Below are 24149 nucleotides of genomic sequence, written 5' to 3'. Positions count from 1 at the left end.
CGTTCTTGACATGGCTATCGGACGGATGCCGGTGCCCGACAGCCGCAGAGGGCGGCACCCCGCGAGGGGGTGCCGCCGAACGCTACTTCGTGACAGGTTCCAGGCTGGTCAGCACGAGAACCGTCGTGGGCGACTTGGTGGAGAGCGTCGCGTACGGGTCACTGGCTGTCGGCCATCCGGTGAAACGGGTGTCGGTGAACATCCCCCACTCCGGACCGGCGAACAGGGGGATGACCGGCGCATCGGCGGCGAACTGGGCCTGCAGTCCGTTGACGGCCTCGGTCTGGACCGCCGGGTCGGAGCTGGCGGCGAAGGTGGCGAGCAGGGCGTCCGCTTCGCCGCTGGCGAAGCGGTGGTAGTTCTCGAAGGTCTTCTCGCCGACCGGCTTCACAGTCTCGGACGACATGACACCGCGGTAGAACTGGTAGGGAGTCGGGGCGTTGTTGCTCCAGACGATGCCGGTGTCGAAACTGCCGTCTTCGTAGCTGGCTGACACCGTGGGCCAATCGGGTGAATCGACCTTCGCGGTGATGCCGACCTCGGCAAGGTTCTGCGCAATGATGGTGGCCGCGGAGAGCCAGTCCGACGAGGCGGAGCCCACCGAGATGTCCAGGGTGAACGGGGACCCGTCCGGAAGCGTGCGGGTGCCGTCGGCGCCGAGCGGGTAGCCGGCGGAGTCGAAGAGCGCATTGGCAGCGTCGACATCATGGTTGGTCCAGTCGCAGGATGCGGCGATGTCGGCATCCACCCAGGTCGTGTACGCGCCGGAGAGGCCGGTGCAGTCGGCTGGGGACGTGTAGCCGTTCATCGCGATGTCGGTGACCTGCTCGCGATCCACGGCCATGCTCAGCGCCTTGCGCACATCTACGTCATCGAAGGGAGCCTTGGTGGTGTTCAGCTGCCAGTTGATCATCGAACCCGTGGACGGGAACCAGAACTGGCGGTGTTCAGGGTCCTTTGCGACGAAGGACTTCTCGATGTCCGGCATGAACTGGTACGCCCAGTCGACCTCGCCGTTGACCGCGGCGAGGTTGGCACCGTCGTTGCCGGCGAAAGCGAGCATGCGGATACCCGCGATCTTCTGCTTCTCCGGCTGCCAATAGTTCGGATTCTTGCCCAGGTCGAAGCTCTGGCTCTGGAAGTTGGTGACCTCCGTGTATGGGCCGGTTCCCACCGGGCTGCCGTTGGTGTCCTTGGCGGGGTCGTCGATCTCCGTCCAGATGTGCTGGGGAACGATGACCTGCTGGCCGATTTCGTAGAGGGCGGGGGAGTACGGGCGGTTCAGGACGAACCGTACCGACTGATCGCTGTCTGCTTCGACGCTATCGAGGTAGTCGAAGCCGCCGAGCAACTTCTTTTGCAGTTCAAAGGTGTACGCCACGTCCCCGGCGATCATGGGTTCACCATCGGACCAGGTAACGCCGTCGCGCATCGTGAAGGTGAGCTCGAGTCCGTCGTCGCTGGCGGCCCAGTCGGTGGCCAGCCACGGGGTGGTTCCGCCATCGGCCGGGTTGTACACGAGCATCGATTCGTAGATCGCCTGCTGCGTCATCGGTGCCGCATTGGGCGTGAACGGGTTGAAGTTACGTGAGAAGGTGCCCATGTCTTCCCGGGGGATGGTGAGCAGCTGCTCGCCGGAGGTGTCCACGGCGGTGCCGCCGGCTGTGCACCCGGTCAGCAGCACCGCGCCGGTGACAAGCGCGGCCAAAGCCAAGGCCGATCGGCCCTTTCGTATGGAGTGTGGCATCATGATTGTGTCCTTTCATTAACGCTGAGCGCGTGGTGGGGTGGCAGATGCGTCGGTCTGATTCACAGTCAGACCGACGCACGTTCAAGCAGCGGACAGTCGATCAGCATCCGGTTGGTGCTGAGCGGTTCCCCGGCTATGAGCCCAGCGAGCATCGTGACGCCCATAGCGCCCATCTGCTCGAAGGGCAGCGCCACCGTCGTGAGGCGGGGGCGAAGGAATTGGGAGATGATCTCCTGGTTGTCGAAGCCGACCACGGCGATGTCCTGTGGGATGCGCAAGCCGCGCTCCTTGATGGCGTCGTAAGCACCCATGGCCATGCGGTCGTTGCCGCAGAAGAACGCCGTGGGCGGCCGAGGCGAGTCCAGGAGGGCAGCCGCGGCGTCGTACCCACCGTCGGCCTCGGCATGCCCGTACGCCACGAGGTCGGGGTCCACCGTGATGCCGGCTTCGGCGTGGGCCCGGTCGAAACCGGCTCGACGACCGACGGCAGCGGGCATCGCCGGATCAAGGTTGATGAACGCAACTCGGGAATGCCCCGCGTCAAGGAGTCGTTTCGCTGCCCGATAGCCGCCCATCTCTTCGTCAGGCACCACGCAGGCGAATCGGTCGTCGGGGTCGAAACAGTTGATCAGCACGGTGGGCACTTCCAGAGCGGCCTGCGGCAGAGTGACGGAGCGGTGCCAGGTGGTGGCGTAGATGAGCCCTTCGACCCTCTGCTCGAGCAGCTTCTCGATTGCCGCGGTCTCCATAGCCGGGTCGCCCTCGCTCGAGGCGATCAGTACGAACTTGCGCTCGTCCCAGGCTTTGTCCTGCACACCCTTGATGATGTCAACGGCGAACGGGGCGGTGACGATCTCCGTGATGAGGCCATACCAGTCGCTCTTCTGCGCGGCGAGGGCCTGCGCCCCGGCGTTGGGCCTGTAGCCGAGAGCGTCGACGGCCTCGAGGACGCGCTTGCGCGTGCTGTCAGGGATATTCGCATTCTCGCGGTTGCTCAGGACGAAGGAGACCGTGGTGCGGGATACGCCGGAACGGGTCGCGACATCCGTCATTGTCACGTTGCGGGTCCGTTTGATCGCCATTGCCCACTGCCTTTCGTCATTGAACTGCTCGTCGACTATCCCGCGTTACTAACGCGCGTTACTCGACATCGCAACTCTAGCGAGCGCAATTCGGCGGTGTCAAGAGCCCTCGCAGATCCGCGCTCGGCGAGACTCAGGCGAGGATCGCGGCGACCTCTGCCAGCGTCGGCATCGAGCTCGTGGCACCGGCTCGGGTCACCGAGATCGACGAGGCCACGGTGGCCCAGCGCACGGCGTCGATCATCCGCTCGTCGGAGATGCCGACAGGCGCGGCGCCAACGGGCGCTCCATCAACGGGCCCACCATCAGCCAGCCCACCTCCGGCCGAAGCCAGTCGGGCCACCAGGGCGCCCACGAAGGTATCGCCGGCGGCGGTGGTGTCCAGGGCTTTCACCGGGCGGGCCGGAGCGAGTCCCAGCACCTCGCCGTCGTAGGCGACGACGCACCCCTCGGAGCCGAGCGTCACGATCGCCCACGTGCCCCCGGCGCTGAGCAGCTCGGCGGCCCGCACCGGGTCGCTCTCTCCGGTGAGCTCGGCGGCCTCGATCTGGTTGGGCACCACTAGGTCGACAGAGGCCAGGAAGCCTTCGGGCAGTGGCACCACCGGAGCCGGGGTGAGCACCGTGAAAACGCCGTGGGCCCGGGCCACCGCGATGCCCGCCGCGAGCGCGTCGACGGGCAGCTCGCACTGCATGACCAGGAACGCGGACTGCCGGATGATCTCCTCCTGGCCGGCGGTGAGCGCCGTCACGGTGGCGTTGGCTCCGGAGACCACGACGATCGAGTTCTCGCCGGAGTCGACGACCGAGATGTGCGCGGTGCCCGTGGGCTCCCCGGCCTCGGCCAGGCCGGCCGCACCGATTCCCTCAGCGGCGATGAGGTCGCGCAGTTCGTGACCGTAGGCGTCCGCGCCCACCGCCCCGAGAAAGTCCACGGCACCGCCCTGCCGGGCCGCGGCGACGGCCTGGTTGAGTCCCTTGCCGCCGGGCACCGTGCCGTACCCGCTGCCGAAGATGGTCTCGCCCGGCTGGGGCAGTCTCGGCTGACGCACAACGAGGTCCATATTGGCGCTGCCGAGCACGGCGATCCGGGTGGTCTTGCTCACATCGTTCACCCGCCCAGTCTGACGGATGCGGCGCCGCACCGTTCAAGCCAGGGTTGCGCCCGTCGCGGGTCGCGCGCCGCAGCGAGGGAGGCCCGCCGCTGGCGAAACGGCGCCGACCCCGCGGATCGCACCGTGCGCACCTGGCGGGCCGGGCCGCATCCGCCGCCGTCGTGCGACAATAGAACCGTGAGCTCTGCAGATCAGCACGGTGACGCCGAGTCGCGACAGCCCGGCAATGTTTCGCCAGCCGCGGATACGCCCAGCGTCCCGGCCGGCCCCGCCGCAACCCCGGTGCCCGCCGAGCCCACCGAGACCGTCGTCTCGGAGGAGACTCTCGTTGTGCGCCGGTCGCCCCGCTACATCAGCTTCATGATCGTCGGCGCCGTCGCCGGTGCCGTCCTGGCGCTGCTGCTCACGGTGCTCTTCCCGCAGAACGCCGAATTCGATCCGGCGCAGGTGTTCGGTTTCCTACTGCTCGGCGGCGTCACGGTCGGGGTGGCGCTCAGCTGCTTGATCGCGATCGTGCTCGACCGGTTTGTGGGACGCTCGGCGACCACCGTCGTCGCGGATAGACTTGACGCGAACTTCACACGCGCCTTCGAGGCTCCGGATCCTGGATCCGACCCCCAACCTTCCAACGAGAATTCCTAGTAAAGGGGCTGCGGCTTGGCCGGTGGCGACGGACGACTGAATCACGATCTTCTTCCTGGCGAGAAGGGCCCGCAGGATGCCTGCGGAGTCTTCGGCGTCTGGGCTCCCGGTGAAGAGGTAGCCAAGCTCAGCTACTTCGGGCTCTACGCCCTCCAGCACCGCGGCCAGGAATCGGCGGGCATCGCCACGAGCGACGGCTCGAAGATCCTCATCTACAAGGACATGGGCCTGGTCTCCCAGGTCTTCAACGAGGCCTCGCTGAGCACCCTGCTCGGCCACCTCGCGGTGGGTCACACCCGCTACTCGACCACCGGCTCGTCGAGCTGGCAGAACGCGCAGCCCACGCTCGGCCGCACCGCAGGCGGCACCGTCGCGCTGGGCCACAACGGCAACCTCACCAACACCGCCGAGCTGCTCGAGCTGGTGCGTGAGCGCTACCCCAAGGTTGACGGCGAACTCGCCCGCGGCAACACCACCGACACTGCCGTGATCACCGCCCTGCTCACGGGTGACCTCGACCACACTCTCGAAGCCACCGCCATGGAGGTGCTCCCGCGTCTGCGCGGCGCCTTCTGCCTGGTCTTCATGGATGAGACCACGCTCTACGCCGCCCGCGACCCGCAGGGCGTGCGCCCGCTGGTGCTCGGCCGGCTCGAACGCGGCTGGGTCGTCGCCTCCGAGACCGCCGCCCTCGACATCGTCGGCGCCAGCTTCGTGCGCGAGGTCGAACCCGGCGAGCTCATCACCATCGACCAGAACGGTCTGCGCACCCAGCGTTTCGCCGAGGTGAAGCGCGCCGGATGCGTGTTCGAGTACGTCTACCTCGCCCGGCCGGACACCACTATCGCCGGCCGCGGCGTGCACGAGGCCCGGGTCGAAATGGGCCGTCAGCTCGCCGCGGAATACCCCGTCGAAGCCGACCTCGTCATCCCCACCCCCGAGTCCGGCACCCCGGCGGCCATCGGCTACGCGCAGGCGTCCGGCATCCCGTTCGGCCAGGGCCTGGTGAAGAACACCTACGTGGGCCGCACCTTCATCCAGCCCTCCGAGACCATCCGCCAGCGCGGCATCAAGCTCAAGCTGAACCCCCTCAAAGAGGTCATCAAGGGCAAGCGGCTGATCGTCGTCGACGATTCGATCGTGCGCGGCAACACCCAGCGCGCCCTGGTCAGCATGCTCCGCGAAGCCGGTGCCGCCGAGGTGCACGTGCGCATCTCCAGCCCGCCGATCACCTGGCCGTGCTTCTACGGCATCGACTTCGCCTCCCGCGCCGAGCTGATCGCCACCGGCCTCGGCGTCGACGAGGTCCGCCAGGCCATCGGTGCCGACTCGCTCGGGTATCTCTCCGAGGACGGCATGATCGCGTCCACCGAGCAGCCCCGCGAGAGCCTCTGCACCGCCTGCTTCACCGGCGTGTACCCGATCAAGCTGCCCGAGTCCCAGCACCTGGGCAAGAACCTCCTCGAGCGCGACTTCTCCTCCAACGGCTGCGACCCCGGTCCCGACGCCGAGTTCGAGGGAGTGCTCACCCCTGAGTCGACGCTGGCGGATACCCTCGCCCAGCACGGCCAGGTCCCGTTCGGCGATCCCGGAAGACCAGAATGAGCAACGCAACCTACGCCGCCGCCGGAGTCGACACCCACGCGGGTGACCTCGCGGTGTCGCTGATGAAGAAGGCCGTCTCGGCCACGCACGGCCCCGAGGTCCTCGGAGGCTTCGGCGGCTTCGCCGGGCTCTACGACGTGTCCTTCCTCACCAGCTACACCCGCCCGCTGCTGGCGACGTCAACGGATGGCGTGGGCACCAAGGTGGCCATCGCCCAGGCGCTCGACAAGCACGACACCATCGGGCAAGACCTGGTGGGCATGGTCGTCGACGACATCATCGTCGTGGGCGCCCGCCCTCTCTTCATGACCGACTACATCGCGTGCGGCAAGGTCGTTCCCGAGCGCATCGCGTCGATCGTCGAGGGCATCGCCAAGGCCTGCGCCGCCACCGGCACCGCCCTCGTCGGCGGCGAGACCGCCGAACACCCCGGCCTCCTCGGACCGGACGACTACGACGTCGCGGGTGCGGCGACGGGCGTTGTCGAGGCCGATCAGGTCCTCGGCGCCGAGCGGGTGCAGTCCGGTGACGTCGTCATCGCGATGGCCTCCTCAGGCCTGCACTCCAACGGCTTCTCGCTCGTGCGGCACATCCTCGCCCAGAAGGGCATCGGTTATACCGACACCTCCGCCGAACTCGGTGGCGTCGTTGGCGAGGCCCTGCTCGAGCCCACTCGCCTCTACACCGGGCCGCTGCTCAGTGTGCTGTCCGACCCTGAGCTGGCCGGTGTTGTGCACTCGCTCAGCCACGTCACCGGTGGCGGTATCGCCGCCAACCTGGCCCGCGTGCTGCCGGTCGGCAGCTGGGTCGAGGTCGACCGGTCCACCTGGTCGCCTGCTCCGGTCTTCCGGGTGCTCGGCGACATGGCCGGCACCACGCTGGAGAGCGCCGAAGGAACCTGGAACCTCGGCGTGGGCATGTTCGCCGTCGTCGCGGCCAACGCCGCGTCATCCGTGATCGCCCGCCTGAAGTCTGAGGGCATCCCGTCCTGGGTCGCCGGCCGCGTGTCGATGGCCCCGCACGACCTCACCGGCTTCGAGCAGGGTGCCAAGGGCGTCAACGGCGGCGCCGTGCGCCTCGTCGGCTCCTACGCCGAGTAGGATCGCCGCCCGTCGCGGCGCGGCCCTCCTCGGAGCGTGCGTTGAATCTCGCGGCATGGGTTGAGGCTCGCGGCGTGCGATAAACACCTGTTATCGCACGCCGCGAACCTTTTCACGAGCCGCGACACATTTCGCGCGCGGCGAGACCGAACCCGCGCGGCGAGACCGAACCTGCACTGCGAGGCAGAAGCACCTCACGCGGCGGAAGCTACTCAGGGAGCCCCAACATGGGGCGCAACCCGGCAACAGGGCGTCCACGAGCAGCCGCGGGCGCGCACGCTGGGAGTTGCCCGAAAACCGGGCTACGGGCGCGCCGGAGGGGCCGGAGCGCATCCGCCCCAGGCTGACTCAGAACAGCGACCTAGGCGCGCTTCTTCTCGTCTTCGGTGTCGTAGTGGTCGACGTAGTCGTCGGGTTCGTCGGACGTCGTCTTGTTCGCTTCGTATTCCGGCCACTTGGCCAGGTCTTCATCGAGTCGCGGGTCGGTCGCCGGATGCCCGGTGAGCTCGCGTTCGAGCGCGTTGTAGTTGGTGTCCGGGCTGAAATACTTCAGCTCACGGGCGACCTTGGTGTGCTTTGCTTTTTGACGGCCGCGCCCCATGCGTGACCCCCTAACGATGCCAGGCCGGGTGAGGAATGAGTCACCCGGGAGTTGCCGAACGGAATAGTGAAATCTAGCCGCTAGTTTAGCATGGTGGGCCTGTCGCCCCGATGACGCGGTTCTCGCCCTGGACCGGGGGAGGAGTCCGCATGGCCACGAGCACCACCACAACCACGACTGTACCCGTCGTGATCATCGGCGCCGGCCAGGCCGGACTCTCCGTGGCGTACCACCTCAAGCGCTTCGGGCTCACGGCGGGCCGTGACTTCGTGGTCTTCGATCGCGGCGTTGAGGCAGGTGGGGCTTGGCAGTACCGCTGGGAATCCCTGCGGCTGGGCGCCGCCCACCGGGTCAACGACCTCCCGGGGCTCTCCGAATTGGGGCTGAGCTTCGAGACCGCCGACCGCAGCCGACCGGCCCGCGACGTCGTGACGGAGTACTACCGCCGCTTCGAGGAGCATTTCGAGCTCAACGTCGTGCGTCCGGTCGCGGTTGACTCGGTATTCAACCGGCGCGCCGATCTGGTCGTGCGCACGAGCTCGCCGGCGTTCGGCGACCGGGAGACCCTGGCGGGCCTGTTGGTCAACGCCACGGGCACCTGGGGCGCGCCGTTCATTCCGCACTATCCGGGGGCCGCGTCCTTCACCGGTCGCCAACTGCACACCAACGGCTTTGTGGATGCGGCGGAGTTCGCCGGTCAGCGCGTCGTGGTCGTGGGCGGCGGCACCTCCGCCATCGGATTCCTGCTGGAACTCGACGGGGTGGCCGCTAGCCTCACCTGGGCGTCCCGTCGGCCGGTCGACTGGGTGCACACCGAGCACCTCGACTTGGAGGGTGCCTCGGCGGCCGTGGCCATGCAGGACGAGGCCGCCCGGGCCGGCCGGGCGCTCCCCAGCATCGTCAGCGGAACGGGCGTGCCGGTGAGCCGGCGTATCCAGGCCGGGATCGACCGAGGTCTGCTCGTGGAGCGGCCGATGTTCGCCGCCATTGAGCCGACCGGTGTGCGGTGGCCCAACGGCACGTTCACCGAGGCCGACGCCATCATCTGGGCCACCGGCTTCCGGCCGGAGCTGCGCCATCTGGCACCGCTCAAGCTGCGTGACAAGGCCGGCGGACTCGTGGTCGGGGCCGGGTCATCGTGGACCGACCCCCGCATCTTCCTGGCCGGTTACGGCCCGCAGGCCAGCACCATCGGCGCCCGGCGGGCTGGCCGCGTGATCGCTCGGCAGGTCATCGCCCTGCTCTGACCCCGTGCCGTGGTCGCCGCAGCGCGCACGGCACCAGGTCTCGACAAGCTCGACCACCGACGCGGTACCGCCGCGTAGACAGCCGCGGGTAGGCGACCCAACGTCGATCGAGCCTGTCGAGATCCGGCGACGGTGTCTGCGTTCGCGCCCGAACGTCGATCGAGCTTGTCGAGATCCGGCGACGGTGTCTGCGTTCGCGCCCGAACGTCGATCGAGCTTGTCGAGATCCGGCGACGGTGTCTGCGTTCGCGCCCGAACGTCGATCGAGCTTGTCGAGATCCCGCGACGGTGTCCGCGTTCGCGCCCGAACGTCGATCGAGCGTGTCGAGATCCCGCGAGCCGACGGCGTTCGTGCCTACGGCGGCGCGCTACTTGCGCTTGCGCCGGTTCGGATTCACCGGCCGCGCGCGCGGCTTCATCGGCGGGCTGGCCGGGCTCGACTTCGGCCCGGTCGGTGCCTGGGACACCGTGACACTGGTCGTGTCGACCGCCACCGGCTCGAGGGGCTTCCGCGGGATCGGGTGCGACCGCACGGGCTCGCCACGGCGTTCCTGGCCGGGGATCGGCCGGGACCGGCGTCCGTAGATGAGCTCGGACGAGTCCAGCAGCCACGGCACGAGCGCGATGGTCACGCCGTGCACGAGCATCAGCTTCTGGCGCAGGCGACGGGCCTTGTGGTTGTGCAGCAACGACTCCCACCAGTGTCCGACGATGTAGATCGGCGTGTACACGGTGACGACCTCAGAGCCGTATTCCTCGCGGCGGTCCTTGATGTAACAGATCAGCGGCCAGCTGATGTCGCGGTACGGCGACGCGACGATGTTCAGCGGAACCTGGATGTTCTGCTTGGCCCAGTCGATGATGAGGTTCTCGGTCTCCTCCTCGTCGATCGACACGTGCACGGCTTCGAGGCTCACGTGGCGCGCCGCGATGGCGTAGTCCAGGGCCTTGAGCACGGGCTTCTGCATCTTGCCGACGAGAACGATGGCGTGGTCGCCCTGCGAGCCGAACGTCGTGATCGGGTCGACCTCGACCTCCTTGGCGACGTCGCGGTAGTACCGGTTCACGCCCAGCATCAGCATGAACAGAATGGGCATCATCAGGAACACCAGCCACGCGCCGTGGGTGAACTTGGTGATCGTCACGACGATCAGCACCACACCGGTGAGCAGGGCGCCGAAACCGTTGATCGACAGGCTCCGGATGATCGAACCCCGGTTGGGCGGATCGGTCTTGAGCAGGGTGAGCCAGTGCTTGACCATGCCCGTCTGCCCGATCGTGAACGACACGAATACACCGATGATGTAGAGCTGGATCAGCACCGTGAGGTTGGCCTGGTAGACCACGATGATCACGATCGCGGCCAGCGCGAGCAGCACCACACCGTTCGAGTAGATCAGGCGGTCGCCGCGGGTGCTCAGCGACTTCGGCGCGTAGGAGTCGCGGGCCAGCACGCTACCCAGCAGCGGGAACCCGTTGAACGCTGTGTTCGCGGCCAGCAACAACACCATGGCCGTGGCGCCCTGCAGCACGAAGAACATCAGCGAGTTGTTGCCGAAGGTGGCCGCCGCGATCTGCGCGATCAGGCTGCGCTGCGGCTCGGTGGCACACTCGGCCCAGCCGATCAGGTCGCAGGGGTTCTCCGCGTAGTGCACCTTGGAGAACAGCGCCAGCGCGGTGAGGCCCACGAACAGCGTGATCGCGATGGCGCCCATGAGGGTCAGGGTGATCTGGGCGTTCTTGATCTTGGGGCGCTTGAAGGCCGGCACGCCGTTGGCGATGGCCTCCACGCCGGTCAGGGCGCTACATCCGCTGGCGAACGAGCGCAGCAACAGCAGGATGAACGCCGTCTGCGCCAGGTTGTGTGCCTGCACGTCGAACCCGGCCGACTCGGCCACCGGTGCGTCGCCCAGCGCCACCCGGCCCAGGCCCACCACGATCATGAGCAGCACGCTGCCGATGAACAGGTAGGTGGGCAGCGCGAAGGCCTTGCTGGATTCGGCCACACCGCGCAGGTTCACCGCGGCGAGCAGGATCACGAAGATCACGGCCAGCTCCACCCGGAAGGGCGCGAGCCCCGGCAGCGCCGAGATGATGTTGTCCACGCCGCTGGCCACCGAGACCACCACGGTCATCACGTAGTCCACGAGCAGAGCGGATGCGACGACGAGGCCGGCCTTTTCGCCGAGGTTCTTCGACGCGACTTCGTAGTCGCCGCCGCCGTTCGGGTAGGCCTTGATGAGCTGGCGGTAGGAGGCCACGACCACCACGAGGAGGAGCACGACCACGGCGGCAACCCAGGGCGCGAAGCTCAGGAAGGCCAGCCCGCCGAGGGTGAGGATCATGAGCAGTTCCTGCGGCGCGTACGCGACGCTGGAGAGCGGGTCACTGGCGAAAATCGGGAGCGCCAGGTGCTTCGGAAGCAGCTGCCCGTCCAGGTGTTCGCTGGGGAGCGGTTCGCCGATTATCCACCGTTTCGGTGATCGGGCTTCTGGTGCTGGGGGGTTCCCCTCTGGAGTCACGAGGGACGACACTACTCCGATGCACCCCACTGTCAAGTTGCCGGGGAATACCCAGGTTGCCCCGGGCGTTTTAGCAGCAACCTCGGGCGCAGGGCGTCCTGGTGTTCGTGCTGATGGGCGAGTAGATCGGCGGCAGACGGGGAGACTTCGGGCCCTCAGTGGGCGCGGAGTCTCCCCGTCGTCGTGCAGGTCACCGTTTCAGCGAGTCGAGGATGCTCGCGCGCACGGCGTCGAGCTGTCGGCGCAATTCAGGCACGGTGTCCGCCGGCATGGTGGAACGGTAGGCCTGGGTGCGCAGATCGGCGCGCAACTGCTGCCGGAAGTCGTTCAGCACCATGTCGGCCTCGCGGAGGGCCCGGTTGGCGTCGCCGGCCGGGCGGGCATCCGGAGTGGGCTTGGTGTGCTCGGCGCGAGCGTGCTCGGCCTTGGCCTGCCGGGCCGCGCTGGCCAGGTCGGCGCGCAGGCTCTTCATGGCCTCGGTGACGCCGGTGCGCACCTCGTCGGCCAGACGACGCACCGAGTCGGTCACCTCGTCCTCGATGTTCTGCAGATCGTCGGCGCGGGCGGCCAGTTCGGCTCGACCGGCGTCGGTGATCTCGTAGACAGTCTTGCGGTCGCCGGCGGTCTTGGTCACCAGGCCTTCTTCTTCGAGCTTGGCCAGGCGCGGGTAGATCGTGCCGGCACTGGGGCTGTAGGTGCCGCCGAAGCGGTCGCTCAGCGCCTGGATCAGCTCGTAGCCGTGCCGCGGACGCTCGGCCAGCAGGCTGAGCAGGTACAGGCGCAGGCTGCCGTGGGCGAATATCGGGGTCATGACCAGGCTCCTTCGCCGGTCGCACCGGCGGCTTCGCCCGCAGCACCACCAGTGTCGGCGACGTCGACGTTATGCCGACGCACGACGGAGATGTTGCCGGAGACCGAGTTCGCGCGCAGATCCAACCAGGCGCCGTCGAGCTGCCCGGTGCTGCCCTCATAGCCCTTGCCCAGGGTGCCCCGGATGGTCTGGTCGTCCAGCTGCAGAGTGCCCGAAACGGTGTTGATCTTGTACCGGGTGGGCACCTCCGCGGCCAAGCGCACGGTGAGGTTGCCGCTGACCAGGTTGGTCGAGATCTCGTCGGGGGTGCCCTCGATGTCGAGGAAGATCGCGCTGGTGACCCCGTCGACCGTGAACCGGCGGATGGTCCCGCTCGCGGTGATGTCGCCGGAGACCGTGTGCGCGAAGATGTTGCCCGTGTGGTTGCGCACCGACATCTCGCCGTTCACACCGTTGAGCTCGAGGTCGCCCGTGATGTCGTCGATGACGAGGTCGCCGGAGACCGTGCTGAGCTTGGCATCGTTGCGGAGCCCGGTGACGAGCGCATCCGCCGTGACCACGCCGAACTTCAGTGCCACGTCGCGAGGAACGGTGACGCTCACCTCGGCCTTCGCGCTGCCGCGGAAGGACGCGAACACGTCGATGAAGTTGTCCCAGCGAAGCTGGGGGTGATCGATCTCGAGGGCATCGCCCACGACGGAGACCTTGAGGTCCTTGCCGGTCACGCTGTGCACCTCGATGCGCGCGCCGGGCTCATCGCTGCCGATCACGTCGATCTTGCCGCCGATGAGGCTGACCTTGAGTGAGCGCACGAGCTCCACGTCGATGATTTTGGTCTGCCCCGGGGCGACCAACCACTTTTCCTGCGTCATGACTATTCTCCTTCGCGATATATCGCGTCTAGTTGAATCTCAAGATATATCGCGTGTGCGCCGACCGCAATGCCCTCTCGGCAAACCCGAAGGGTCGGTACAGGAAGGCCGGGCAGGCAGCCGTGCGGGCATCCGCGGACCGGGGTCAGTACAGGAAGACCGCGAGCCAGTCCCGGTTGTGGGCGTGCACCAGAACCAGGAACACCACCAGGTCGAAGAGCAGGTGCACGCACACCACGTAGGTGAGCGACTTCGTGATGGAGAAGGTGTAGCCCTGCAGCAGCGCGAACGGGATCGTCAGCAGCGGCCCCCAACTGCGGTAGCCGAGCTCCCAGAGGAATGACACGAAGATCACCATCTGCAAGAGGTTCGCTGTCCAGAAGGAGAAGTGCCGCCTGAGCAGGGCGAAAACCAGGCAGATGAAGAACAGTTCGTCCCAGATACCCACGAAGCCCACACCCACGAAGAGCCGGCCGAGTTCGTCGGGAGCGCTGATGCCCGGCCAGTTGAGGTAGGCGCCCGAGCGGATGAAATAGGTGGGCAGGATCAGGTAGCCCAGCAGCAGCACACCCACGAGATACCAGCGCTCCAGGGTGGTCCAACGCTGCCCGGTGCGGATCGGGAACCACACCTCCCGGTCGCCGAGCAGCCGCCGGGAAATCAGGTACGGCACGAAGACGGCGGCAGAGAGCACCACCCCCATCAACGCCATGTTGGGGTAGCTGATGTTCGCCTCGACCGAGATCGTGCTGATGATGAGCAGCCCCACGGCAATCAGGGCCAGGTCCCGAAAGAGCGCGCGGTCCGCCAGGAACGCCACAAGCAGCGCCGCCGCCAGTGCCGCGTAGCCGGGCAGGGGCAGCCGCAGCCCGAACAGGAGCACCGCCGACACCGACACGAGCGCCGCCGCCAGCACCCGCACCAACGCCCGGCCGGATGCCCGCCCCGGCATCATCCGCGCGGTCACGGTCGCTTCATCTCCCATCCAACAAGTCTGGCGGACATCCCCCTCCCGGTAAACAGTCCCCCCCCGTCCACCCCGCGGGGGTGCTGAGGGACGGGCGATGGGACGTCCGTCCCTCCCGGGAGCGGCCATCCGGCAGTAGGTTCGGTAGATGGCGACCCCCACCGAGCCCGGTCCCGTCGACACCGGTCGGCACAGCACGCTCGAGCCTGCCGCCAACGGCCACCTCGATCCGGTCGCGCTGGCCGCCCGCCTCATCACGATCGACTCGGTCAACCCCGACCTTGCTCCGGGCGGCGCCGGTGAGACGGAGATTGCCGCTTGGTGCTCCGAATGGCTTGCGACCCGGGGGTTCGAGGTGCACCGTCTGGAGGAAAGCGTCGGGCGGCCCTCCATCGTGGGCATCAAACGCGGCACCGGCGGCGGCCGGTCGCTGATGCTCAACGCCCACCTCGACACCGTCGGCGTCGATGGCTACGAGGGTGATCCTTTTGCGGGCGAACGGCACTCCGGCCGGCTGCACGGCCGCGGTGCGTTCGACACCAAGGGCGGCCTGGCCGCCGTGCTCGTCGCCGCGCAGCGGGCCACGCTCACGCCGCTGGCCGGCGACGTGCTCGTGACCCTGGTCGCCGACGAGGAGTTCGGCAGCTCCGGCACCGAGGAGGTGCTCCGGCGTTTCAGTGCCGACTCGGCCGTCGTGGTCGAGCCCAGCGAACTCAGCCTCACCGTCTGCCACCGGGGCTTCGCCTGGTTCGACCTCACCCTGCACGGCCGCGCGGCACACGGCTCGATGCCGGAGCAGGGCGTCGACGCCATCCGGCACGCCGGCCTGGTGCTGCGCGCCCTCGACGACCTCCGCACCGGGCTCGAGCAGAAACCCCCGCATCCGCTGCTCGGCCACGGCACGGTGCGGGTGGCCGTCATCGCCGGCGGCACGGATGCGGCCACGGTCGCCCCGTCCTGCACCCTGACGATCGAGCGGCGCACGCTCCCCAGCGAGACGCCGGACGCGGTCGAGGCGGAGCTGCGCCGCCTGCTGGACCACCTGGCGCAGGGCACCCCCGACTTCGGCTACACCCTCACCCGGCTGGTGGCCCGAGCGGCCTTCGAGGCCGATCCCGACTGGCCGATCGTGCTGGAGCTGGCCGAACAGGCCGAGCGGGTTCTCGGGCACCCGGTCGTACAGCGCGGCGAGCCCTTCTGGACCGATGCGGCCCTGGTGCTCGCGGCGGGCATCCCGTGCCTGCTCTTCGGCGTCGACGGCGGCGGGGCGCACGCGACGGCGGAGTGGGCGACCGAGCGCTCCATCCACCAGGTAGCCGAGGTGTTGGAGGCAACCATCGTCTCGATCTGCGCCTGACTCGGAAGAATCCGCGCGGCACGGCCTTGACCTTGACGTAACGTCAAGAATTACCGTCGAACGTGTTGGGCAGCCCGCCCGGCACTGTGCACCACACGACCCGGACGTTGCGGCTCATCCGCCGCCCCGCTGGGGGAGGGAGCGAGGACTCGTGGACTACTCGATCCAGGACATCGCCCGCCTCGCGGGAACCACCAGCCGCACCCTGCGCCACTACGGCGCCGAGGGGCTGCTGCCGCCCAGCCGGATCGGGAGCAACGGCTACCGCTACTACGACGAGAGGGCGCTCGTCAGGTTGCAGCGCATCCTGCTGCTGCGGGAGCTCGGTCTCGGCCTCCCGGCGATCCGCGAGGTCCTCGACCGCGAGGTCGATGAGGGAGCGGCCCTGCGCGCGCACCTCGGTTGGCTCGAGCAGGAGCAAGCGCGCCTGCAGCGTCAGATTCGGTCGGTGCACAGCACGATCACCGCATTGGAAGGAGAGGGACCCCTCATGGCAGAGACAATGTTCGACGGCTTCGACCACACCCACTATAAGAAGGAGGTCGAGGAGCGCTGGGGCCGGGACGCCTACGCCACGGGCGACGCCTGGTGGCGCTCCAAGACCCCCGCCGAGCGCGCCGAATGGCAGGCCGCATCCGGCGCCCTGCAGGCCGACTGGGCGGACGCCGCCACCCGGGGGCTCGACCCGGCCGGCGACGAGGCGCAGCTCCTGGCCCGTCGCCAGGTGGAGTGGCTCGGATCCATCCCGGGTCTGCCCCGGATCGATGGGCATCCAGCGGCGGACTACGTGCGCGGACTGGGCGAGATGTACGTCGCCGACGACAGGTTCGCGGCGAACTACGGCGGCCCCATCGGCGCCGCCTTCGTGCGCGACGCCCTCACCGTCTACGCGGCCGAGCACCTCTAGTGCTCTCGCGAAAGCGGTCGAATGGTCGGCTCAGGCGGCGGAGGCGACCACTTCGCCGCTCTCGCGAACGGGCCGCCGGGCGAACAGGGGCAGTGTCCACTGGCAGAGCGGACCCACCAAGAGCGCGAACGCCACGGTGCCCAGCCCCACGTTGCCGCCGAGTAGCCATCCGATGGCCAGCACCGAGCCCTCGATGCCGGTGCGCACCGCCCAGATCGGCCAGCCGGTGCGGGCGTGCAGGCCCGTCATCAGGCCGTCACGCGGGCCGGGCCCCAGGCTCGCCCCGATGTAGATGCCCGAGGCGACCGCCAGAAGCACCAGTCCGGCGGCGAAGAGCAGCACTCGCACCCAGAGGGCCAGGTCGGCGGGAATGAGCCAGAGCCCCACGTCCGCCGCGGGCCCCACCAGGAGCGCGTTGGCGATGGTTCCCACCCCCGGCTTCTGGCGCAGCGGAATCCAGAGCAGCAGCACGCAGCCGCTGATGATGGTGGTCACCACCCCGAAGCCCAGGTGCGTGTGGGAGTCGATGCCCTGGGTCAGCACATCCCACGGCGCCACGCCAATCGCTCCGCGCACAATCAACGCGATGCCGATTCCATACAGGAAGAGGCCAATGAGGAGCTGAATCAAGCGACGTGTCATAAGCACCAATCCAATTGCGTGAAAGGCTTGGAATCAAGTAGCCAATCTGCCTAGAGTGGCCTTATGTCGCCGAATCAGCTGACCGCTCGCGCCCTCGAAACCCTGTTGGGGGAGTGGCGCACCAACGGTACCGCCTACCGGGCACTGGCCGACCGCATCCGCCTGCTCACCCTCGACGGCCGCATCCCCACCGACAGCCGGCTGCCCGCCGAACGCGACCTTGGCACCCGGCTCGGGCTCAGCCGCACCACCGTCACCGCGGCCTACGGCCAGTTGCGCAGCGCCGGGTACCTGCACAGCGTGCAGGGCTCGGGCAGCGTGACCCGCCTTCCCGGTGCGCCCGAGCCGACGGATACGCCGTCGCAGCACCCGGTGCTCGACCTCGGCCAGGCAGTCCTGCCGGCCTGGCCCGGCCTCGCCGAGGTCGCCGCGCTCGCCGCGGCCGACCTGCCCCGGCACCTCGGCGGATCCGGCTTCGACCCGGTGGGACTGCCCGAACTCCGGCAGGCCATCGCGGAGCGGTACCGCGCACGGGGCCTGCCGACCGAACCCGACCAGATCATGGTCACCGTCGGGGCGCAGCACGCCATCGCCCTGCTGGCCCGGGTGCTGGTGAACCGCGGCGACCGGGTGCTCATCGAGACGCCCACCTACCCGCACGCCTATGAGGCCCTTCGCGCGGCCGGCGGCCGCCTGATGCCCGTGTCGGTCACGGCCGCGCTGCCCGGCGCCGACCCGGGCTGGGACGAGGCCGCCCTGCTGCAGACCCTGGAGCGCAGCAACCCGGTGCTCGGCTACCTCATGCCCGACTTCCAGAACCCCACCGGGCAGACCATGCCAGTCGCCCAGCGCGAACGGGTGCTGGCCGCCGCGGCCCGCCAGGGCACCCTGCTGATCAGCGACGAGACCATCGGCGAACTGGACATCGACCGGGTGGGCGACTTCGGCCCGTTCGCCGCCTCGGCGGATGCCGCCCGGCCCGACCTCGCCGTCACTGTCGGATCGGTCGGCAAGTCCGTCTGGGGCGGGCTGCGGGTCGGCTGGATCCGGGCCGACCCCGGCCTCATCCGCAAGCTGGCCGCGGCCCGCCTGGCCAACGACCTCGGCACCCCGGTGCTCGAGCAGCTCATCGTGACCCGGCTGATCGAACAACTGCCCGACATCCTCGAGTCCCGGCGCCTGCTTCTCCGCGCCGGCCGGGACCGGCTCACCGAGGGCCTGGCCCAGCGGTTCCCGGAATGGCAGGTGCCCGCGGTCGACGGTGGCATCACCCTCTGGGTCAACCTCGGCCGCCCGGTGAGCTCGCAGCTGGCGCTCGCCGCCCGCGCCCAGGGCCTGCTGTTGCCGGCCGGCCCGCGCTTCGGCATCGACGGGGCCTTCGAGAGGTTCCTGCGCATCCCCTTCTGCTACGGCCCCGACGACATGCCCCGGGCCCTGGATGCCCTGGCGCTGGCCTGGGAGTCGCTGCTGCGGCATCCGCTGCCCGACACAGGCTACCTCGCCGACGTCGTGTAACCGTAACGAGACCGTCACTTCTGCGGCCCCGCCTGCCGGGGGTCTGCGCGCGCTCGATGAGATACTGATCGGGTGTATTTTCTCTCGGTCTTGAGTATGAAGAACCGGGCGCTCATCGCGCTCATCACCATCGTCGCGGCGATTTTCGGCAGCCTGGCCCTCACCAGCCTCAAGCAGGAGCTGATCCCCTCCCTGCAGCTGCCCACGCTGCTGGTCTCCACAAGCTACCCGGGGGCCTCGCCCGAGGTCGTCAACGACGACGTCTCCACGCCTATCGAGCGGGCGATCCAGGGCATCGAGGGCCTCGAGTCCACGTCCACGACGAGCAGTACGAACTCCTCGCTGGTCAACGCCACGTTCACCTACGGCACCGACCTCGTCAAGGCCGAATCCAAGATCAGCCAGGCCATCAACCGCATCAAGACCACGCTGCCCGAGGACCTCGACCCGCAGGTGATCAGCGGCACCATCGATGACTTCCCGGTGCTGTCGCTGGCCGTGTCCGGCGGCGACGCCGACACCGTCGCCGACCAGCTCACCCGCAGCGTGCTCGGTGACATCCGCGACGTCGACGGGGTGCGCGACGCCACTCTCGTCGGTGACATCGGCCAGCGCGTCACCATCACGCCGGATGCCGCGCAGCTGACCGCGCGCGGCCTCACCACCGCCGCCATCCGCGACGCCCTGCAGCAGAACGGCTCGCTCATCCCGGCCGGTTCGCTCACCGAGGGCGACCAGACCCTCTCCGTTCAGGCGGGGACCAAGCTCGGCTCGGCCGACGACATCGCCGCCCTCCCTCTGATCGGCGCCGCGGATCCCACCGCCCGCCCCACCGCGGCGGCGGCACCGGTGACCATCGGCGACGTCGCCGCGGTCGCCGTGCAGGACAACCCCGTCACCAGCATCTCCCGGGTCAACGGCGAGCCCGCCCTCACCATCTCGGTCACCAAGGTGCCGGCCGCCAACACGGTCGACGTGTCCACGGCCGTGCGCGCCATCCTGCCGCAGCTCGAAGACGCCGTTCCCGGCACCAGCATGACCGTCGTGTTCGACCAGGCCCCGTTCATCCAGGAGTCCATCGACGCGCTCACCCAGGAAGGAATCCTCGGCCTGGTCTTCGCCGTCCTGGTGATCCTGGTGTTCCTGCTGTCGGTGCGCGCCACCCTCGTCACCGCCATCTCCATCCCCACCTCGGTGCTGATCACCTTCATCGGGCTGCAGGCGGTGGGCTACTCGCTCAACATCCTCACCCTCGGTGCGCTCACCATCGCCATCGGCCGGGTCGTCGACGACTCCATCGTGGTGATCGAGAACATCAAGCGGCATCTGGTCTGGGGTGCCGACCGAGCGGACACGATCGTGCGCGCCGTCCGCGAGGTGGCCGGCGCCATCACTGCGTCGACCATCACCACGGTCACGGTGTTCCTGCCGATCTCCTTCGTGGGCGGGTCCACGGGCGAGCTCTTCCGCCCGTTCGCGCTCACCGTCACGATCGCGCTGCTCGCGTCGCTGCTCGTCGCGCTCACGATCGTCCCGGTGCTGGCGTACTGGTTCCTCCGTGCACCGAAGCCCGCCGCCGTTGCTGAGACACTCGCTGCCGAGTCGTCCGTCACCGCCGCGCCCGTCACCGAGCCCGCCGTCGCCGGCACGCTCGGCACAGACTCCACCGGTGCGGATTCTCCCGTCACCGGTCCGGCCGTCGTCGTGACGGATGCCGCCGTGACGGATCCCGCCACCCCGGCCGGCGCCGCACCGACCCCGGCCGCACCCGCCACCCTGGCCTCGGTCGCCACCGGCACCGTGACCACCGCCACGGCCGTCCTGCCCCGCAACCGGCACGCCGCCCCCGATGCCGACGGCTTCGACGAACGCGATGCGCGCGAACAGCCCAGCCGCCTGCAGAAGGGCTACCTGCCGATCATCCGCTGGACCCTGCGGCACTACGTCAGCACGCTGCTGCTCGCCGCTCTCGTGCTGGTCGGCACCGTCGCGCTGCTGCCGTTCATGAAGGTCAACTTCCTCGGCTCCACCGGCCAGTCCACCTTCCAGGTGACCCAGGAACTCCCGGTGGGCACCAGCCTCGCGGCGCAGGACTCCGCGTCCACGGCCGTCGAGGACGCCATCCGCGGGGTCGAGGGCGTGAGCATCGTGCAGGTGTCGATCGGCGGCGGCAGCGCGTTCGCGGCCTTCGCCGGCGGCGGCTCGTCGTCGAGCACCGTCACCTACTCCGTCACCACCGACGATTCCGCCGATTCCGACGCCGTGCAGGCCGAGGTGCGCACCCAGCTCGACGACCTCGACAACGCCGGTGAGGTCACGGTGTCCGCCGGTTCCGGCTTCGGCGGCTCGTCCGACATCGAGATCGACATCACCGCGGCGTCCGGCGCCGATCTGCAGACCGCCTCCGACGACATCCTCGCCGCCGTCGGGGACCTCGGTTCCGTCACCCAGGTCAGCAGCAACCTCGCCGCCTCCCGCCCCTATGTGGCGGTCACCATCGACCGCACGGCCGCGGCCGCGGCGGGGCTCAGTGAACTCGCCCTCGGCACGCTGGTGTCCCAGGCGATGCAGCCGAGCACGATCGGCTCGATCGTGATCGACGAAGCCACCCTCTCGGTCTACCTGCAGTCCGCCACCTCCCCGGCCACGACGGCCGATCTCGCGGCGCTGCAGATCCCCACGCTGGCCGGGCCCGTCGCCCTCGACACCCTCGCCACCGTCGAGCAGGTCGACGGTCCGTCCACCCTCACCACGACCAAGGGGCTGCGCACCGCCACGATCTCGGCCACACCGAACAGCGACGACCTGGGCACCGCCACGGCCGAGGTGTCGACCGCGCTGACCGACACCGACCTGCCCACCGGCGCATCCGCGACAATCGGTGGCGTCTCGGCCGACCAGACGGATGCCTTCCAGCAGCTCGGAATCGCGATGCTCGTCGCCATCCTGATCGTCTACATCGTCATGGTCGCCACCTTCCGCTCACTGCTGCAGCCCCTGCTGCTGCTCGTGTCGGTGCCGTTCGCGGCCACGGGAGCGATCGCCCTGCAGGTCATCACCGGCATCCCGCTCGGCGTGGCCTCCCTCATCGGGGTGCTGATGCTCATCGGTATTGTCGTCACCAACGCCATTGTGCTCGTGGACCTGGTCAACCAGTACCGGCGACGGGGCCAGAGTGTCTTCGACGCCCTGGTGCACGGTGCCTCACGGCGGTTGCGCCCGATTCTCATGACGGCTCTGGCCACGATCTTCGCGCTGTTGCCGATGGCGGTCGGGCTCACCGGTCACGGCGGCTTCATCTCGCAGCCGCTGGCGCTCGTGGTCATCGGCGGATTGGTGTCGTCGACGGTGCTGACCCTGGTGGTGCTGCCCGTGCTCTACCTGGTCGTCGAGGGCGGGCGCGAGAACCGCCGGCTGCGCCGCGCCACGCGCTGACCGGTCCCCGGCGCTGATCAGTCCGTGCCGAGGGTGATCCCGCGGGCGGCGAAGAACGGCTGCGGGTCGATCGGCGTGCCATCGATCCGCACCTCGATGTGCAGATGGCACCCCGTTGACGCGCCGGTGCTGCCCACCCCGGCGATCACCTGGCCGGCCGTGACCGCATCGCCGACGCTCACCAGGGTCTCGCCGTCCCGAATGTGGGCGTAGCCGGTGGCGACGCCCTCACCGTGGTCGATCAGCACCCAATTACCGTAGGTGCCCAGTTGGCCGGTCTGGGCGACGATTCCGGCGCTGGCCGCGAAGACGGGCGACCCGCACTCGGCGCCCAGGTCGACGCCTGAATGGAACGCTTCGACACCGGGCAACGGCAGGGTGGGGCGTGGTCCGAAGCCATCGGTGACGCCGCCTGCCGCCGGCGTCGCCCAGCCCTGCCCGCTCAAGCGCGCGCCTGCGATACCGGCGAGCTCACTGGATGCCGCGCTCGAGCGCAGCGCCGCGGCCGAGCCCGATTCGGCCAGCGCGGTCTGCGCTCCACTCGTGGCGGCCGCGAGGGCGGCGGTCGCCTGGCCGAGAGCGACCTCCGCCGTCGCGAGCGCGGCCTGCTTGTCGGCCAAGGGGAAATTCTGGGTGGCGGCCTGGGCGACCTCGTAGTCCGCCTCGAGCCGTGCGGCCCGCTGTTGATCCTGTTCCACCCGCTGCCGCAGCTCGCCGAGACTGCCCGTCAACTCCGAGATCCGGTCCACGATCCCCAGCCGGGACAGCAGCTCGGCGGAACCTTGGTCGCCGAGCAGGGCATCCAGTGTGGTGGTGTCTGTGCCCTGCTGCACGGTCGCCCGCACCAGCGTGGCCAGGGCCCGGGAAGAGATCGCGGACTGGGTTGACGCCGCCTCGGCCAGGGCCCGCACCTCCTCGAGGCGGGTCGACGCGGATGCATGGTCGGCCACCGTTGCGGCCAGGTCGAGTCTGGCGGTGTCATAGGCGACCTGGGCGGCGGCCCTGGCTCCCTCCGCGGTCGCGACGGCCGCGGCGGCGCGAGAATAGTCCCGCGACGGCGGGCGTTCGGCGGAGCTCGACTGGGGGAGACCGGATGCCCGCGGCGCCCTCGAGGCGGGAGGTCCGGCCGGGGCGCCGTTCTCCGTTCCGCGGCCGGACTCACCGGCGGATGCCTGGGGGTCGCCGGCGCTCCCCGTGGGCGTCCCGGGGGCGGGCGGTGTGCTGTCGCCGGGGGCCGGCTCCGGGGTGACGGGGGCGCCGGGTTCGATTCCCGTCCCGTCCGGGTCGGGAACTTCCGTGGTCGACGGGTCCGGCGGGGTCCCGGGCGGGCCCGGCTCGCCGGGCGCTGTCGAGGGAGTGGGGGTGGGGTTCGGCGTCGGCGTCGGCGTTGGGGTCGGCGTTCCGCCCGGATCCGGCGGATCAGGGGTTTCTGTCGGCGGCGACGGGGTGGGAGTCTCGCTGGGTGCCGGCGAATCGGGCGTGGGAGTTGTGGTTGGAGTCGGCGTGGGTGTGGGTGTGGGTGTGGGTGTGGGTGTTGGTGTTGGTGTTGGTGTGGGCGTCATTGTCGGAGTCGGTGTGGGTGAGTCTGTCGGCATCGGTGTCGCTGCCGACGTGGACGCCTCCGGCGTGTGATCGGCTGCCGTGGCCGAGACGGCTCCCCGCGGCGCCCCGGGAGCGAGCGCGGCGTTGGCCGAGAGCGGTGCGGCCGCACTGAGCACGAGCACGACGAAGGTCAGAACACTTCCGAGGGCGACGGCGCGTGGCCGGCGGGCACGCCTGGCACGACGCTTGTCACGACCGTTCGACGTCAAATCCATGCCGTTTCGCAATCCCGGAGCGGTAGAGGGGTGGCCGGTCTACCGGCAAGTGGCGCCAGTATCGCACCGCCCCACAACCTCCGCTACGACCCCGCCCCGCACGTCGGTCGAGCTTGTCGAGACCTAGTGACCCTTTCTGCGGAACCCGGCACGAACGTCGGTC

Annotated in this window: 18 protein-coding genes; 8 read left to right on the top strand and 10 right to left on the bottom strand. The window is 69.1% G+C overall.

Annotation, left to right across the window (positions count from 1 at the left end; all coding sequences use genetic code 11):
• Window positions 1-82: 82 nt before the first annotated feature.
• From PA27867_RS16175 to PA27867_RS16165, 3 genes are all read right to left on the bottom strand, one after another.
• Complete coding sequence (locus PA27867_RS16175; protein ID WP_066598074.1) at window positions 83-1750, bottom strand: ABC transporter substrate-binding protein; 1668 nt, start codon at window positions 1748-1750, stop codon at window positions 83-85.
• A 65-nt stretch (window positions 1751-1815) separates the two neighbouring features.
• Window positions 1816-2832, bottom strand: a complete 1017-nt coding sequence (locus PA27867_RS16170; RefSeq protein ID WP_066598073.1) for a LacI family DNA-binding transcriptional regulator — start codon at window positions 2830-2832, stop codon at window positions 1816-1818.
• A 133-nt stretch (window positions 2833-2965) separates the two neighbouring features.
• Complete coding sequence (locus PA27867_RS16165) at window positions 2966-3946, bottom strand: ribokinase (RefSeq protein ID WP_208857266.1); 981 nt, start codon at window positions 3944-3946, stop codon at window positions 2966-2968.
• Between the two features lie 177 nt (window positions 3947-4123).
• On the opposite strand from PA27867_RS16165, the gene PA27867_RS16160 reads away from it, so the two are divergent.
• Genes PA27867_RS16160 through purM form a run of 3 tightly spaced genes read left to right on the top strand, consistent with a single transcriptional unit; the run spans window position 4124 to window position 7293 of the window.
• Window positions 4124-4588 carry a hypothetical protein gene (locus PA27867_RS16160; RefSeq protein ID WP_157109267.1) on the top strand — a complete coding sequence of 155 codons (465 nt, stop codon included), beginning with the start codon at window positions 4124-4126 and terminating at the stop codon, window positions 4586-4588.
• Window positions 4589-4603: 15 nt separating this feature from the next.
• On the top strand, window positions 4604-6193 hold the full coding sequence (gene purF / locus PA27867_RS16155; protein ID WP_084021240.1) for an amidophosphoribosyltransferase: 1590 nt from the start codon (window positions 4604-4606) through the stop codon (window positions 6191-6193).
• Window positions 6190-7293 (top strand): phosphoribosylformylglycinamidine cyclo-ligase, encoded by a 1104-nt coding sequence (gene purM / locus PA27867_RS16150; RefSeq protein ID WP_066598070.1) that lies wholly within the window; start codon window positions 6190-6192, stop codon window positions 7291-7293. Before purF ends, purM begins: the two co-directional genes overlap by 4 nt.
• 361 nt (window positions 7294-7654) lie before the next feature.
• On the opposite strand, the gene PA27867_RS16145 is transcribed toward purM, so the two are convergent.
• Entirely contained in the window at window positions 7655-7894 is a 240-nt protein-coding gene (locus PA27867_RS16145) for a DUF3073 domain-containing protein (RefSeq protein ID WP_066598068.1), read from the bottom strand.
• 149 nt (window positions 7895-8043) lie between these two features.
• Between PA27867_RS16145 and PA27867_RS16140 the strand changes: the two genes are divergently transcribed.
• Window positions 8044-9141 (top strand): NAD(P)-binding domain-containing protein, encoded by a 1098-nt coding sequence (locus PA27867_RS16140; protein WP_066598065.1) that lies wholly within the window; start codon window positions 8044-8046, stop codon window positions 9139-9141.
• Window positions 9142-9509: 368 nt separating this feature from the next.
• On the opposite strand, the gene PA27867_RS16135 is transcribed toward PA27867_RS16140, so the two are convergent.
• The 4 genes from PA27867_RS16135 to PA27867_RS16120 form a co-directional block, all read right to left on the bottom strand.
• Window positions 9510-11663, bottom strand: coding sequence for an APC family permease (locus PA27867_RS16135; protein ID WP_084021448.1), 2154 nt, complete (start codon window positions 11661-11663; stop codon window positions 9510-9512).
• A gap of 190 nt (window positions 11664-11853) precedes the next feature.
• Entirely contained in the window at window positions 11854-12474 is a 621-nt protein-coding gene (locus tag PA27867_RS16130; protein WP_066598063.1) for a PadR family transcriptional regulator, read from the bottom strand.
• Window positions 12471-13346: a DUF4097 family beta strand repeat-containing protein gene (locus PA27867_RS16125; RefSeq protein ID WP_066598059.1), complete on the bottom strand. Its 876-nt coding sequence runs from the start codon at window positions 13344-13346 to the stop codon at window positions 12471-12473. The genes PA27867_RS16130 and PA27867_RS16125 overlap by 4 nt, the downstream gene beginning before the upstream one ends.
• Before the next feature lie 145 nt (window positions 13347-13491).
• Entirely contained in the window at window positions 13492-14331 is an 840-nt protein-coding gene (locus PA27867_RS16120; RefSeq protein ID WP_420480678.1) for a CPBP family intramembrane glutamic endopeptidase, read from the bottom strand.
• 130 nt (window positions 14332-14461) lie between these two features.
• On the opposite strand from PA27867_RS16120, the gene PA27867_RS16115 reads away from it, so the two are divergent.
• Complete coding sequence (locus PA27867_RS16115; RefSeq protein ID WP_084021239.1) at window positions 14462-15670, top strand: M20/M25/M40 family metallo-hydrolase; 1209 nt, start codon at window positions 14462-14464, stop codon at window positions 15668-15670.
• A 151-nt stretch (window positions 15671-15821) separates the two neighbouring features.
• Entirely contained in the window at window positions 15822-16577 is a 756-nt protein-coding gene (locus PA27867_RS16110) for a MerR family transcriptional regulator (protein WP_066598057.1), read from the top strand.
• 30 nt (window positions 16578-16607) lie between these two features.
• Here PA27867_RS16110 and PA27867_RS16105 read toward each other — a convergent pair whose 3' ends face one another.
• Window positions 16608-17219 (bottom strand): YczE/YyaS/YitT family protein, encoded by a 612-nt coding sequence (locus tag PA27867_RS16105; RefSeq protein WP_066598056.1) that lies wholly within the window; start codon window positions 17217-17219, stop codon window positions 16608-16610.
• A 63-nt stretch (window positions 17220-17282) separates the two neighbouring features.
• On the opposite strand from PA27867_RS16105, the gene PA27867_RS16100 reads away from it, so the two are divergent.
• Together PA27867_RS16100 and PA27867_RS16095 are read left to right on the top strand one after the other, a co-directional pair.
• Complete coding sequence (locus PA27867_RS16100) at window positions 17283-18734, top strand: PLP-dependent aminotransferase family protein (protein ID WP_066598055.1); 1452 nt, start codon at window positions 17283-17285, stop codon at window positions 18732-18734.
• 72 nt (window positions 18735-18806) lie between these two features.
• Window positions 18807-22169, top strand: coding sequence for an efflux RND transporter permease subunit (locus PA27867_RS16095; RefSeq protein WP_066598054.1), 3363 nt, complete (start codon window positions 18807-18809; stop codon window positions 22167-22169).
• Window positions 22170-22186: 17 nt separating this feature from the next.
• Here the strand turns inward: PA27867_RS16095 and PA27867_RS20800 are convergent, their stop codons facing one another.
• Window positions 22187-23986 carry a M23 family metallopeptidase gene (locus PA27867_RS20800; protein WP_157109266.1) on the bottom strand — a complete coding sequence of 600 codons (1800 nt, stop codon included), beginning with the start codon at window positions 23984-23986 and terminating at the stop codon, window positions 22187-22189.
• Window positions 23987-24149: the final 163 nt, after the last annotated feature.

The organism is Cryobacterium arcticum (assembly GCF_001679725.1).
Taxonomy (GTDB): Bacteria; Actinomycetota; Actinomycetes; order Actinomycetales; family Microbacteriaceae; genus Cryobacterium; species Cryobacterium arcticum_A.
Note: the sequence above shows the minus strand (reverse complement) of the source record. Positions and strands in the feature narration are given on the sequence as shown.